We start from the raw sequence: 14,226 nt of genomic DNA, 5'->3' as shown, positions 1-14,226 counted from the left end.
CGGCTAAGCCGGGCGACTTCCGGTTTGGGCCCGCAAGCCGACGTTATGAGTACGAGGTTCGATCCACGGTCCAGGCGCGAATGCCAGTTGCGGTGATCATCTACACGAGCAATCGCTTCGCCGTGCAATTACGGTGACAGCACTGGCAATTGACCCGGCCCGCTTAAGCCCAGCAAGCCGACCGAAGCCCGCGCTGAAGCTTCTCAAATTGGTTCAATTCCTGCAGAGCGGATCACGCGGGCGTACTTCTCGGTCTCTTGGACGATGAACTCGGAGAATTGTTCTGATGAACCGGGGATGCTCGTTCCCCCGAGCTCTGCAATCCCAGTCTTCATACCGGGGTTCTCGAGCGCGGCGTTAACTTCTCTGTTGAGCCTTTCGACAATGGCTTTCGGCGTCATTCTGGGAGCACCTATGCCGAACCACGAGCCGGCCTCGTAGCCGGGGACGGTCTCGGCGGCGCTCGGCACGTCGGGCAGACCTGGAGACCTGTTCGAAGTCGTCACCGCAATCGGGATGAGCTTGCCTCGCCTGATGTGGGCGATCGACGAGGGCATGGGATCGAACATTGCGTCGATGCTTCCGGCCAAGAGGGCGGCGAGCGCGGGCGTCGAACCGAGATACGGCACCAGCGCAACATCGATGCCGGTCATCGCCTTGAACAGTTCGATGCCGATGTGCTGAGGCGTACCCCGCCCCGCAAATCCGATCTTGAGCTTGCCCGGGTTGGCCCTGGCGTGGGCGATGAATTCCGTGACCGTCCGGACTGGAACGGAGGGATGCACCTCGATCACCAGCGGGACCCGATACAGGAGCGCAACGGGCGCGATATCACGGGCGAAATCGAAATCGAGACCTTTGAAAAGGGTCGTGTTGATGGTGTTTACCGGTCCGCAAATGAGAAGCGTGTGACCGTCAGGTTCTGAGGTGACCACCGATCTCGTCGCCGCGTTCCCACTCTGCCCCGGCTGGTTGTCGATGATGAACTCCTGACCGAGTCTCTCGGAAAGCCATGGGGCGATCAAGCGAGCGGCGATGTCGACCGGCCCCCCGGCGGGAAATCCGACGACAAGCCGTACGCTGCGCGCCGGATAGCCCTCGGCCAAGGCGATCCGCGGCAGAATTGATGTCCCTATCGTCGCCAACGCGGCGTTCACAAGATCGCGCCTCCGCAGCCGCATGTCACTCTCCCCAACTTGCGACGGAACGACTAACGTTTGGACGACCATTCCGCTATGATATGATCGGAGCGATCTTGATACTTTCAGGGTATGGCGTTGGACCTACGTCGCCTCAGATATTTCGTTGCGGTTGCGGAGGAAGGACATATCACCCGCGCGGCGGAGCGCCTCGATATGCAGCAGCCGCCTCTCAGCCGGCAAATCAGCCTGATGGAACGAGACGTAGGCGTTCAGCTTTTCCGCCGCACGTCTCGCGGCGTCGAAATGACCGTCGCTGGTCAGGCCCTGTTAAGGGAAGCCAAGGCGGTCCTTGCGCAGTTCGATCGCGCGATCGATGCGACGCGGCGTGCAGCACGCGGAGAACAGGGCACGCTGTGCATCGGAATTGCGCCGACAGCGCCCTTTAATCCGTTCGTTCCAGATTCGATTCGCTGCTTCAGGGAAGCCAATCCGCTAGTTTCGCTGGTGTTGCATGAGGGGCTCAGCAACGACATCGTTGCGCAATTCAACAGCGACCAGATGGACGTTGCCTTCGTGCGCGCGCCTCAGATCCATGCAGACGGGGTCATCGTCGCGCCCCTTCAAGAGGAGCCTCTGGTCGCTGCCTTGCCAAGCCATCATCGCGCAGCGAGAACCAGATCGAAGGCCGTTTCCCTGAAGAGCTTTGCAAACGAACAGTTCATCATGATCGGCCCGCCCGGAACCGGTTTGCACGACGAGACGATCGCGGCTTGCCATAGGGCTGGATTTACACCTCGTCTTGGCCAGCCGGCCCCCAGGATCACATCGGCACTCGGCTTGGTGGCGGCTGGACTGGGCATGGCACTGGTGCCGTCAACGATGCAGAGCGTGCGCATGAAAGGGGTCACCTATCTCCCTCTTGCAGATGGCTCAGCAAAGGCTTTTCTCGGCCTGGCCTGGCGGCGAGACGATCCGTCGCCGGTCCTCAAGAAATTCTTGAGCCTGGTTCGGGCGATGGCAAAACAAAGGTCTTCGATCTGACTTCGCCTGCGAGGTCAGGTCGCCCGGTGGCGGATTCCGATCAGTCGGGAAGACCTGAAGCGCGCATCGCTTCGATGAGAGGTGCTGCGAGCACCGGCACGCAACCGATGGCGGAGCACTGACCATTGCTGCTGAAGTTGGGTTGAAGCTGCATGACAGGACAATGGATCAAAATATCCGGCATTCGATTATTCTAGGAAAATCTTGCGCAGCTTACCGCTCGCTGCGTTCGCAACCGCCAGCTTCGGTGAGGAAAGCATGATCATTGCCCTCTATGCTGCTGCGGCCGTCATCATGGCTGGCGGAAGCCTGTATTTCGCTTGGCGAGACAGGGGCTTTCGCAAATTCCTGGCAGGCGCATTCTTCGTATCATCGGGCATCTTGTTTTATCTCTATCTCGCCGATGTATCGGTGCCTCTGTTGGGAACAGGGTTTGTCGAGAGTCCGCAGATCAGTGGTGGCCGTTCCGCTGTCCATTTCATTTTATTCCTGGTCTGCTTCTATTTTGGCTTCCTCAAGCAGCCGAAGGCCTGAAACAAGCACCGATGGTGCGGCGGTGCGTCTCACTCCGAAGGTAGTACTACTTCTTCGCCCATTTACCGGGAACTTTCGCCCCCATTTACTAGCGAACAATTGGTAAGTTGGCTCGCATTTCTTCGGTGAGCACTACGCTCAGCCGCAGCGTAGTGCAGGCGTCGCGATTTCAGCGATAATGTTTGGTTTGCTTCTCCACGAGTCGTCCGCAGCAGTTTGCAGCAGATCGAGGGAGCATAGCATGCAAAAGCGTTTGATCATTTTCTTGCCGGTACCTCTCTCTCCGACGGGCGCCTCAAGCAGGGTAGAAAGGGCGAACGCGGAGTAGAAACAAGCTCCCGTTACGCCCCCTTTTCATGGACTGCCAGAAACTGACGACCCTCACGGCGAGCGCGACAACTTGCCGGAGAGCGGGCGCATGGAATTTCGATCACGCAGGATTTTTCGGCACCGATCGCAGGTCAGGGTGCGATCGGGCGGCCCCCCAAATGGGGATCTTTTGGCTCTCAGCATCCAATTCGGAACTGATAGGAGACGACAATGGCACTGACCATCAATGTCATCGGAAGCACGAAAATCGACGAAACGGCCGGCTTGCAGGATGATGACATCGCGCTAGCCAGCGTGCCGTCGAATGTCACGGCCGCGTTCACCGGCGCGGGAGTCAACCTTTCGAACGCAATTCAAGTCGCAGGCGGAGGGGACGACAATGATGTCACCGTCACGCCTGACACTGGTTTTACCGTCAATGGCCTCGGCTTCGTCGATCCGACCAACGGTGCGCTCGACGGGGACGCCAGCGGGCTTTTCACCCTCGAGGGCAGGCAGATCTTCCTCTACGCCGACCCCAACAACGACAATGTCGTCCTCGGTCGCGAGGGCACCGTCGGAGGGGCGGCGAATCTGAACGGCGACCTGGTTTTTGCCATCTATCTCGAAGAGACAACGACCAATTCCCTCATCACTGGCGGCAAGTTCTGGATCGCGCTCTTCGAGCCGCTCCAACACGAGCTAGCAGGTACCGATCCCGATTTCACCCTCAATCTCGACAACAAGCTCAAGGTCGCGGCGACCCAGTCCACCACCTTCTTCTTCGACAATGCGCCGTCAGGCGCCAACGAGTTCATGATGTTCGGCAACAACCCGGGGGGCGTCAGCACCAGCGGCATCGTGGTGACCGGGCGTGCCCCCGACCCGAACACAGAGGACAATGACCATTCAGGCGACACGGTCAGCAGCAGCCAGGCCGGCCCCCACGCGACTATTGGAGTGAACGGCCAGCATCTCGCGCCGGGCAATGGCTTAAGTTTCACTTTCGTAAACAATCCGGCCGAAGATTTCACGGTAGCCCCAAACCCCGATCCACACCTGCCCCAAGGTCTCGATTCAACGGAGGCCGACCATGAGGGCAACATCCAGTTTAGCGGCTATACCCAAGGCGTCACCTCGGCCTCGTTCACGGTCGCTCAGGTGAACCCGACCGGTAGCTTGGTCACAGTCAGGATTTCCGCGTTCAATGATCACGACGGTGTAGCCGAGACAGGGACAGGCTTTGTCGAGGGATTTGCTGATGACGATGCGGTCGACATCACCCAGGTCAAGGTCAATGGCGTTATTGTCGCTGCAGACCTCACCGGTAATACGGCGGTCGTCTCGGGCATCAAGAACGGAGATGTTGTTGAATACACCACCAGCGCTCACACCCGGGTGCTGATCGAAAACGTCCAACCGACGAAGGGGCCGGGTTCGAACATCACCCTCGACATCGGCGGATTTACGATCTTGAGCTCCACGGGCGCGAGCGAGTTTGCCGGCACGCAACTCCAGTTCGACGATGACGGGCCTTCGATCACGGCGACGGCAACCGGGGCGCCGACCCTGACGGTCGACGAGACCACGCTGGCAACAAACGATACCAAGTTATTTGCGGCGCAGTTCACGACGAACTTCGGAGCCGACGGGCCAGGCAGCGCGGGAGTCAGCTATGCGCTGTCGACCGCAGGCGGGGCTTCGGGTCTGACCGACACCGTGACCGGCGAGTCGGTGGTATTGTCGCTCGTCAACGGCCAGGTTGTCGGCACGACGGCGACAACCGGTTTGACGGTGTTTGTGGTGAGCGTCGACGCCAGTGGCAATGTGACGCTCGATCAGCAACGCGCGGTTGTGCACACCAACCCGGCCGATCCCGATGAATCGAGAGGCCTCACCGGCTCCGGCCTTGTGGTGCTGACGGCGAGCGCCACCGACAAGGATAACGACCCGGCTTCGGCGCCGCTCGATCTCACTCCGCTGCTCGTGTTCAAGGACGACGGGCCGACGATCACGGCTCCGTTCGACGCTGATCCCAATACTGCGGGCATCCAAACCCCTGAGGTTCTGGCCAACGCGCTAAACGCGACGGCCAGCGGGAAGTTCGGGTACGATATCGGTCATGACAGCCATCCCGCCACGTTCTACAACGCCACACACTCCGACTTTGTCGATGCCAACAGTGGCGTGGCGGGCATCCAGATCGGGCTCACTGGCACGGTCGATAACGCGCAGAACCCTGGCATCACCCAAGCGGTCACAACCCTCACGGCCGAGACCGATACATCCGCAACCTTCAACTTCTCGTTCCATTACGACAGCGACCCGATCACGGCTGGCGTGCAGGACGCTACGGCGGGCGGCACTCTTGTCTTTGACAAGGTTGCCGACACCTACACGTTCACCCTGACCGACGTGATTGACGGGTTCAGCTTCGACGTGCTGCACACCGCCGGGCTGATTGCCAAGCAGCCCACCGGCAACACGGGACACCCGCTGATCGTCGCAGAACAACTGACGCCGAACGGCGACCCAAATCCGTTCTTTGTTCAGTTCACCGGGAACTCGATCACCCAGCAGATCGGGTTCGGGTTCAACTCAACCGGCGATGGAGCTCCGACTGGACCGCCTACCGATGTCTCGTTCACGCAGGGTGCCCATGATATGGTCACCAACGTCAACGAGGACTGGGTTAGTGCAACCCAGGCGACGAATGGCGTCGCTGGAGATACGATACAAAAAGGTGAGCTGCTGACGCTGCGGTTCTTCCAAGAGAACATCCTCGGCGATGTCAACCCGGGCGCCCCGGGTGGTGGCACCGAGAACGTCGATCCGACAGCGACCGCCAGCGGCATCGTCGTCAAGTTCGACGGCATCGGCTCCTCCGAGGACCTCGTCGTGATCCTCGATTTGAAGGACGCCGGCGGCAATGAGATCACCCGAGCCATCAACGTGGAGAACTCGGACCTCATCAAGGGTAACGCCAATATTCCGGCGCCCTACAACACCGAGTTCACGCTCGACAACAATGATGCCCTGCTCATCATCGAACAGAACGACTACACGGTCGCTGGCGAGACCTACCAGATCCAGGGCATCCAGATCATGCAGAGCGCCAACGGCTTGACCGGTACCGCCATCAACCTGAACGGGGCGACCGGGACCAATGGCGGCAGCAATGCTACCGGCAGCCTGACGGCCTGGGATCCGACCGATAACGATGTCTTGAAGATCGTGGACATCGGCTTCGTGCAGAAGACCACTGGGACAATCGACGCCGACCTCGACTTCTCGTTCCAGATTGTCGACGCCGACGGCGATACGACGTCGACGCAGCATCTGGCTCTGCACGTCGGCGTGCTCAGTGCGTAGCCGGCGACGGCGCGTCGGGAGACCGGCGGTGAGCGCCGGCCGCCGGACGGGCCAAGCAGCGAATCATCCGGCGGCGCATCCTTAGCGAAGGAGCAGCGCCGCCGAACCAAAGTCGAAAGCCTATCGGAATCGATACGCGTGTTGGACATTGTGTTCGAATACGGGTCTCAAGTAGCGAGCGGCGCGCAAGCTTGGCTGGGCCAAGCGTTCGGAAGTCCGGACAGGTTGCGCGGCGCCAGCACGCTGGAGCTTGCCTTCGGCGTGGCGCCGTTCATTGTGGCGGCGATCATTCTCGTTCGCTTCGGCCTGGCGCGACGCCGGCGAGCGCGCGTTGCGCCCGGTGGCGATCGCGACGGGTCACCGCCCGTACGCGACCTTGCCTCGCCGCTTGAGGCCTGCCGCGGCGTGCTGGTCGGGCTCGGCCTGATCACCGCCATGTTGAACGTGCTTTACCTGACCGGCTCGTTCTTCATGCTGGAGGTCTACGACCGCGTGGTGCCGAGCCGCAGCGTGCCGACGCTGATCGGCCTCGCCGCGCTGGTCGGCGCCCTCTACGTGTTCCAGGCATTCCTCGACATTCTGCGCGGGCGCATCCTCGTCCGCATCGGCGAGTGGCTCGACCGCGCATTCTCAGTGCGCGCCTATGACATCGTCGCGCGCTGGCCGCTGCGTGCGCGCGCAAGCGGCGACGGGCTGCAGCCGGTGCGCGACCTCGACCAGGTGCGCAGCTATCTCTCCGGGCTCGGCCCCACCGCGCTGTTCGACCTGCCGTGGATTCCGTTCTATCTCACGATCTGCTTCCTGTTTCATCCGCTGATCGGACTCACGGCGTCGATCGGATCGCTGTTGCTCGTATCCCTGACCCTTCTGACCAACCGGCTGACGCATGCGCGCATGAAGGAAGTCGCCGGCCAGATCGCGCAGCGCAATGCGCTCGCCGAGGCCAGCCGCCGCAACGCCGAGGTCTTGCAGGCCATGGGCATGCGCGGGCGCCTTGCCGCGCGCTGGGCGGAGGCCAACGACAGCTACATGGCCACCCAGCGCAGTGCCGCCGATATCACCGGCGGCTTCGGCTCCGTTTCCAAGGTGCTCCGCATGGTGCTGCAATCGGCGGTGCTCGGCGTCGGCGGCTATCTCGTCATCATGCAGGAGGCGACCGCCGGAATCATCATTGCCGGCTCGATCCTCGCCTCGCGCGCGCTTGCGCCGGTCGAGCTCGCCATCGCCCATTGGAAGAGCATGACTGCGGCCCGGCAGAGCTGGAAACGCCTGCAACAGTACTGGGCGCAACTCCCGGCCGAGGAGGAGAAGACGCCGTTGCCGCCACCGTGCAAAGCCCTCGCCGTCGAGGCAATTGCCGTTGTGCCGCCGGGCGAACAGACCGTCGTGGTCCAGGAAGCCTCCTTCGCGCTGACCCCGGGACAGGGGCTTGGCATCGTCGGTCCGAGCGCATCGGGCAAGTCGTCGCTGGTGCGCGCCATCGTCGGCGTGTGGGCGTCGGCGCGCGGCAAGGTGCGGCTGGACGGCGCCGCGCTCGACCAATGGAGCTCCGAGGCGCTCGGCCGCCACATCGGCTATCTGCCGCAGGACGTCGAGCTGTTCGCCGGCACGGTGGCGCAGAACATCAACCGCTTCGAACCGGCCCCCGACGCGGAGGCGATGATCGCCGCCGCGCGGGCGGCTGGCGTGCACGAGATGGTGCTGCGATTGCCAAAGGGCTACGACACCCCGATCGGCGAAGGCGGCGCGGCACTCTCTGCCGGGCAGCGGCAGCGCATCGCGCTCGCCCGTGCGCTCTACCGCGATCCCTTCCTGGTGGTGCTGGACGAGCCCAACTCCAATCTCGACGCCGAAGGCGACCAGGCTCTGACGCAAGCCATTCACGGCGTGCGCGCGCGGGGCGGCATTGCCATCGTCGTCGCGCATCGCACCAGCGCGCTCGCTGCCCTAGACCAATTGATCGTGATGGCCGAGGGGCGCGTGCAGGCGTTCGGACCCAAGGACGCGCTTCTGGCCAAGATGGTGCAGCCGCGAACCGGGCCGGTGCCGCTCAAGGTCGTGACCGAGGGAGCTGGTCCATGAACCGCGAGCCGATGAACGTGGTTCCGCGCTCGATCCGCCGGCACCTGCGCGCTGGCCTCGTGGGGGTCATCCTTCTCGCCGGCGGCGTTGGCGGCTGGGCAGCGACCACGGAATTGGCCGGCGCGGTCATTGGCTCCGGCACGCTGGTGGTGGACAGCTACACCAAGAAGGTGCAGCACCCGACCGGCGGCGTGGTCGGTGAACTCAACGTCCGTGAGGGGGCCCGGGTGAAGGCCGGCGACGTGGTCGTGCGCCTCGACGAGACGGTGACGCGGGCCAATCTCCTGATCGTCGTCAAGAGTCTCGACGAACAGGCGGCGCGCCGGGCGCGACTCGAGGCGGAGCGCGACGGTCAGGATTGGCTCGGCTTTCCCGCGGACCTCGTCGGGCGTACCGCCGATCCGGACGTCGCTCGCTTGATCGCCGGCGAGCGCAAGCTGTTCGAGCTGCGCCGCGCCGCCCGCGCCGGCAAGAAGGCGCAGCTCGACGAGCGCATCGGCCAGCTTCAGGAGCAGATCCGCGGGCTCGACGAGCAGATCCAGGCGAAAGACCGCGAAACCACCTTCATCGACCAGGAGCTTCTGGGCGTGCGCGATCTGTGGCGAAAGAATCTGGTCCAGATCACGCGCCTGACGACGCTCGAGCGCGACGCGGTGCGCCTGCATGGCGAACGCGGCGCTTTGGTCGCCGCCATTGCCGAAGCCAGAGGCCGGATCACCGAGACCACGCTGCAAATCATGCAGATCGATCAGGATCTGCGCACCGAGGTCGGAAAGGATCTCGCCGAGATTCGCGCCAAGACCTCGGAATTGGTCGAGAAACGGGTCGCCGCCGAGGATCAGCTCAAGCGCATCGATATTCGCGCGCCGCAGGACGGCACCGTGCACCAGCTGGCGCTGCACACCATCGGCGGAGTCATCAGCCCCGGCGAGCAGATCATGCTCATCGTCCCCGCCCACGATGCGCTCGTCGTCGAGGTGCGGATTCCCCCGCATGAGATCGATCGTCTGTCGGTCGGCCAGCCGGTGCTGCTGCGCTTTTCGGCCTTCAACCAGCGCACCACGCCCCAACTCAACGGCGAGGTGAGCCACGTGTCCGCTGACGTCGCAGTCGACCAGAAGAGCACGGCGAGCTTCTATGTGGCCCGCATCGCCGTTCCCGAGGCCGAGCTCGCACGCCTGGGCGACCTCAAGCTGATCGCCGGCATGCCGGTCGAAGCCTTCATTCAGACCGGTCAGCGCACCGTGATGTCGTACCTCGTCAAGCCGTTCTCCGATCAGCTGATGCGCGCCTGGCGCGAGCGCTAGTGCTCAAGGTCCGCTTGCAGACACGGCCGAAGCATCCGCTGAGGTCAGTTTGGGTCCGTTTCAGACATGTCAAAGACCGAAAAATTTGATAGGGTCCGGCATTCTCAATCATGAATTTGGAGAAAGCGATGCTTATCAGGTTATTGCTTTGCACCGCCGTAGTCTCGTTGGCGACAACTGATATCGCTGCGGCTCAGCAAAATCCGCGAGCGGCGACCCAGCAAACCGCGACAATAAAGCGGACGCCACTACAGAAGTTTGACGTGCCCGGCACGAACTATGAGACCGTAATTGGAATGGCTGAAGTCATGCCCAACGTGAATATCGGACGCCACACCCATCCAGGTCCTGAGTCAGGTTTTATGCTTGATGGCGAGATGGTGCTCATGGTGGATGGTCAACCAGACAAGACGGTAAAGACCGGGGAGAGTTACCAACTTGCACCCGGTGTTATTCACGACGCCAAAGCTGGGCCGAACGGCGCGAAAGTAATCGCCACTTACGTTGTCGAGAAGGGAAAGCCGCTCGCTTCTCCGGCTCCGTAGCGATGTCCGCCTAGGGGTCATAAGCCGCCAATGACGCTAAGCCGGACGACTTCCGGCTTGCGCTCGGAAGACGACGTCTGTGCGTGGACGCCCCGTGGGGCTTCGATCCGCACCTACCCGACCAGCTGCCTCGCCGCCGCCGAGATCATCACCAGCCCGCCGGTGATGACCGCGACATCGAGGATCGCGGTATGAATGTGCACCGGCATCCGCTCCACGAACGCCTTTGCGAGGAACGCGCCGGGGATGGCGATGCCGCCGATCAACAGCGCGAAGGCGAGCACCTGCGCGGTGACGGCGCCGGCGAGGCCGAACACCGAGATCTTGATGAGGCCGGTGCCGAGCGAGATCATCGCATCGGTGGCGATCACGGCGGCACCCTCGAGGCCTGCGGCCATCAAGAGCGAGAGCAGGATCACGCCGGAGCCGGAGGTGCCGCCGACCAGCACGCCGTAGCCGACCGAGCCGGCGGCAAGGCCGGTGTCGCCGATCTTGACCTCGCGCCATCGCAGCACGCGGCGCAGCGCCACGCTCAGGATCAGCATGGTGCCGATCACGAGCGCGGCGCCGGCATTGGTGAGGCGCGTATAGCCGTAGGCGCCGAGCGCGGTGGTCAGCGCCGCGCAGGCGAGCACGATCAACGCGCGGCGGCGGTCGGCATAGCGGACATAGGCAAGAGCGCGGCTCGCATTGGTCAGCATCGCGGAGATCGCGATGATCGGCACCACCGGCTCGGCGCCGACCAGCGGCACCAGTACCAAGGGCATCAGCGCGCCGGTGCCGTAGCCGGCAAGACCGCCGATGATCGAAGCAAACAACGCCATCAACGCGACCAGCAAAAGCTGCAGGATCGAGATGTCGGCGAAGCCTGAAACGATGGTCACGATTTCTCGTCGCGGCTGACGCGTGCCGCAGCTTGATCGGCGATGGAAGCGAGCGCGGCTTCCTCTAGGGGAAAATCCGCCGCAAGCCAAGCGTCCTCGGCGAGTGTCAACACATGTCCGAGCGCGGGTCCTTCCGCCAGGCCGCGCGCGATGAAGTCGGCGGCGCGCAGCGGGAATTTCGGCGCAGTCCAGCGCTGCGGCAGCTCGGCGAGCGCGCGCCAGCGCGGCGAACGCACCTCACCGGCGGCGCGCGCCCAGCCGAGCAACACGCGATCGTGATAGCGCTCAGGGCCGAGCCGGTAGAGCAGCCGCCGCGCATGGGCCTCGTCGTTGGCGGCGAAGCGCCACCAGCGATGGCCCATCGAATCCAGCGCCTTGGCTTCGGCATTGGAGAGCCGCAAGCGCGCGGCGACGCGCTTGGCGTCCTCCGTCACGGCGACCGTCAGCGCGGCGAGGCGCCGCGTGCTGCTGGCGGGAAGGCCGAACTCGCGCTCGATCGCGATCATCGTTTCCAGCGGGCCGGTATAGGCAACGCCGCCGATCAGCGCCTGCAGCAATCCGCCGTCGGCCATGGCCAGCACGGCCGCGGAGGCGCCGCCGGCCAGCAGCAGCTTCAGCATCTCCATGCGCACCCGCTCGGCCGACAGGCTGGCAAGGCCCGCGCGTCCCCGGATGCAGGCGAGATAGCCGTCGCGGTCGGGCTCGCCGGCCCCAAAGGCGGCATGGATGCGGAAGAAGCGCAGGATACGCAGATAATCCTCGGCGATGCGCTGGTCGGGGTCACCGATGAAGCGCACGCGGCGCGCTTTCGCATCCGCGATGCCGCCGACATAGTCGTAGACGACGCCCCTTGCGTCGACCGACAGGCCGTTCATGGTGAAGTCGCGCCGCTCGGCATCCTTGATCCAGTCGCGGCCGAACGCGACCTTGGCCTTGCGGCCGAAGGTCTCGGTGTCCTCGCGCAGCGTGGTGACTTCATACGGATGGCCGTCGATGACGAGCGTGATGGTGCCGTGGTCGATGCCGGTCGGCACGCTCTTGATGCCGGCGGCCTTGGCGCGGCGGATCACCTCCTCCGGCAGCGCCGTGGTCGCGATGTCGATGTCGCCGGGCACGAGGCCGAGCAGCGCGTTGCGCACGGCGCCGCCGACCACCCGCGCCTCCTCGCCATCAGCGCCGAGCAATTGCAGGACGCGCGCGGTCCCGCCGGCGGTCAGCCAGGGCGCATCGGCAAGGATCGGCTCCGCGCTCATGATGCTGCCCCTATCTTTCCGTACCCGGCACGAACTTGCCGTTCTCGATATGAGCGGGAACGTAGGTCGAATCCGGTCCGGCGCCGGAGTAATGCGCGAGGCCAATCAGGCCCGCGATCACCAGCGCGAGCGCGACCAGGGCGAGGCGGGCGACGACCGTGACCGGCCAGGACGTTCGCGCGAACAGGCCGGAACGGGTGGCGGCCAGGAACAACGCATAGACGGCAAAGGGGATGAGGAAGATTCCGATCTCGGTCAGAACCGTCCGGATCATGATGAATAGATCCGCTCATACAGCACACGCAGCATTCCGGCCGTCGCCCCCCAGATGTAGCGTTCCGCGAACGGCATAGCGTAGTAGAACCGCTCCATGCCGCGGAATTCCTTGCTGTGCACCTGATGGTTCACCGGGTTCATCAGGAAGGATAGCGGCACCTCGAACGCATCATCAACCTCGGAATGGTTGATGGTGAGCGCAAAGCCCGGCCGCACCCGGGCGACCGTCGGCAAGATGCGGAAGCCGAAAGCGGTGCCGTAGAGATCGAGATAGCCGATCGGCTCGATGAAGTCTCTGGACAGGCCGACCTCCTCCTCGGCCTCGCGCAGCGCGGCATCGAGCGGGGACGCGTCGGTCGCGTCGATCTTGCCGCCGGGAAAGGCGATCTGGCCGGCGTGATCGTTGAGATGGGCCGAGCGCTGCGTCAGCAGGATGGTCGGCTCGGGATGGTCGACCACGGCGATCAGGACCGCTGCCGGCCGCACCGGCTGCTCGCGCGCGATGATCTCCAGCATCTTGTCGGTGCCGGGATCGCCCGAGGCCGGGATGATGTTGGGATCGTAGAGGCCGGGCGGCACGTCGAAGCCGAGCCGCGCCCGCGAGCGGGCGAAGAAATCGGCAGCGCCGAGCGCGACAGGTTCGCGCTCAGGCTCGCTATTGGAGATAAGCTTGTTCAAAGCGCAGCCCTCACCTGCTCCGCGTCGGCCATGGCGAAGAATTCGCCGGCCGACTCGACGCCGAACATCGGCTGGCCATCGACCATCCGCTCCTCGCCCATGTCAACCAGATCGTAGTAGAGCGCACGGGTCACCTTGGCCCAGAGATCGGCGCGGACATGCAAGTATGGCGTCAGCCCGCCGTCCGCCGCCTGCTCGAACCGCAGCCGGTGCGCGGCATCGCAAATGACCCAGTCGTCGACATTGGTGCGGAAGCTCAGCACGCGATGGTTGTCCTCGCCGCTCTTCAGCATCTCGACCGCCATGAACGGCGCGTCATCGACGCGGATGCCGACCTTCTCCACCGGCGTCACGAGAAAATGCTTGTCGCCCTCGCGCTTCAGGATAGTCGAGAACAGGCGGACGAGGGCGTGACGGCCGATTGGCGTCCCCATGTAGAACCAAGTACCATCGGAGGCGATTCGGATGTCGAGATCGCCGCAAAACGGCGGATTCCACAGATGCACCGGAGGCAGGCCCTTTTTGGCGCCTTCGGCACCGGCAGCACTTTTGGCGGCGGCAGTCAGCCCCTCAAGACCGCGCTCGGCGCTCTGCCCTTGGTTCGCCATGGTTTGCCCTGACTTTGTCATTTGGCACGATTGGTGCAGGTCTACGTCGTAGATTGGTGCTCGGTTCCACCCCGGATTAGTCCGGTGTGCAGGTCGCCACTTCGTGATGCCCTACATACCCTTAAGCCGATAAGGTGGGGATAGGTTAATTCAACGAATACATGGCCTTCCTGCAAGTCTAGCATAGGGCCCATG

At 63.5% G+C, this 14,226-nt stretch carries 13 protein-coding genes; 6 read left to right on the top strand and 7 right to left on the bottom strand.

The genetic code is table 11. The features are described 5' to 3' along the window. Positions 1-203: 203 nt before the first annotated feature. Positions 204-1,181 (bottom strand): Bug family tripartite tricarboxylate transporter substrate binding protein, encoded by a 978-nt coding sequence (locus JQ592_RS36020; protein ID WP_211407447.1) that lies wholly within the window; start codon positions 1,179-1,181, stop codon positions 204-206. A gap of 90 nt (positions 1,182-1,271) precedes the next feature. Between JQ592_RS36020 and JQ592_RS36015 the strand changes: the two genes are divergently transcribed. Then, complete coding sequence (locus JQ592_RS36015) at positions 1,272-2,183, top strand: LysR substrate-binding domain-containing protein (RefSeq protein WP_246820965.1); 912 nt, start codon at positions 1,272-1,274, stop codon at positions 2,181-2,183. A gap of 40 nt (positions 2,184-2,223) precedes the next feature. Here JQ592_RS36015 and JQ592_RS36010 read toward each other — a convergent pair whose 3' ends face one another. Next, on the bottom strand, positions 2,224-2,367 hold the full coding sequence (locus JQ592_RS36010; protein ID WP_211407476.1) for a hypothetical protein: 144 nt from the start codon (positions 2,365-2,367) through the stop codon (positions 2,224-2,226). 74 nt (positions 2,368-2,441) lie between these two features. Here JQ592_RS36010 and JQ592_RS36005 point away from each other — a divergent pair, with 74 nt between their 5' ends. From JQ592_RS36005 to JQ592_RS35985, 5 genes are all read left to right on the top strand, one after another. Then, entirely contained in the window at positions 2,442-2,717 is a 276-nt protein-coding gene (locus tag JQ592_RS36005) for a hypothetical protein (RefSeq protein ID WP_211407445.1), read from the top strand. Positions 2,718-3,257: 540 nt separating this feature from the next. Beyond that, entirely contained in the window at positions 3,258-6,398 is a 3,141-nt protein-coding gene (locus JQ592_RS36000) for a DUF5801 repeats-in-toxin domain-containing protein (protein WP_211407444.1), read from the top strand. Positions 6,399-6,833: 435 nt separating this feature from the next. Beyond that, positions 6,834-8,480, top strand: coding sequence for a type I secretion system permease/ATPase (locus JQ592_RS35995; RefSeq protein WP_246820978.1), 1,647 nt, complete (start codon positions 6,834-6,836; stop codon positions 8,478-8,480). Next, the gene (locus JQ592_RS35990; protein ID WP_211407443.1) at positions 8,477-9,787 is read left to right on the top strand and encodes an HlyD family type I secretion periplasmic adaptor subunit; all 1,311 of its coding nucleotides are present in this window, start codon (positions 8,477-8,479) and stop codon (positions 9,785-9,787) included. Before JQ592_RS35995 ends, JQ592_RS35990 begins: the two co-directional genes overlap by 4 nt. 110 nt (positions 9,788-9,897) lie before the next feature. Then, positions 9,898-10,332 (top strand): cupin domain-containing protein, encoded by a 435-nt coding sequence (locus JQ592_RS35985; RefSeq protein WP_246820963.1) that lies wholly within the window; start codon positions 9,898-9,900, stop codon positions 10,330-10,332. A gap of 113 nt (positions 10,333-10,445) precedes the next feature. Here the strand turns inward: JQ592_RS35985 and JQ592_RS35980 are convergent, their stop codons facing one another. From JQ592_RS35980 to JQ592_RS35960, 5 genes are read right to left on the bottom strand one after another with little or no spacing between them, the layout of a single operon-like run. After that, the gene (locus tag JQ592_RS35980) at positions 10,446-11,216 is read right to left on the bottom strand and encodes a TSUP family transporter (RefSeq protein ID WP_211407442.1); all 771 of its coding nucleotides are present in this window, start codon (positions 11,214-11,216) and stop codon (positions 10,446-10,448) included. Then, positions 11,213-12,469, bottom strand: a complete 1,257-nt coding sequence (locus JQ592_RS35975; RefSeq protein WP_211407441.1) for a CCA tRNA nucleotidyltransferase — start codon at positions 12,467-12,469, stop codon at positions 11,213-11,215. Before JQ592_RS35975 ends, JQ592_RS35980 begins: the two co-directional genes overlap by 4 nt. 10 nt (positions 12,470-12,479) lie before the next feature. Then, positions 12,480-12,743, bottom strand: a complete 264-nt coding sequence (locus tag JQ592_RS35970; RefSeq protein WP_211407440.1) for a DUF6111 family protein — start codon at positions 12,741-12,743, stop codon at positions 12,480-12,482. Beyond that, a complete protein-coding gene (locus tag JQ592_RS35965; protein WP_211407439.1) occupies positions 12,740-13,423 on the bottom strand; it encodes a CoA pyrophosphatase in 684 nt (227 codons plus the stop codon). The genes JQ592_RS35970 and JQ592_RS35965 overlap by 4 nt, the downstream gene beginning before the upstream one ends. Beyond that, positions 13,420-14,031, bottom strand: coding sequence for a DUF1285 domain-containing protein (locus JQ592_RS35960; RefSeq protein ID WP_211407438.1), 612 nt, complete (start codon positions 14,029-14,031; stop codon positions 13,420-13,422). The genes JQ592_RS35965 and JQ592_RS35960 overlap by 4 nt, the downstream gene beginning before the upstream one ends. Positions 14,032-14,226: the final 195 nt, after the last annotated feature.

This window comes from Bradyrhizobium iriomotense (assembly GCF_018129405.1).
Lineage (GTDB): Bacteria > Pseudomonadota > Alphaproteobacteria > Rhizobiales > Xanthobacteraceae > Bradyrhizobium > Bradyrhizobium iriomotense_B.
Note: the sequence above shows the minus strand (reverse complement) of the source record. Positions and strands in the feature narration are given on the sequence as shown.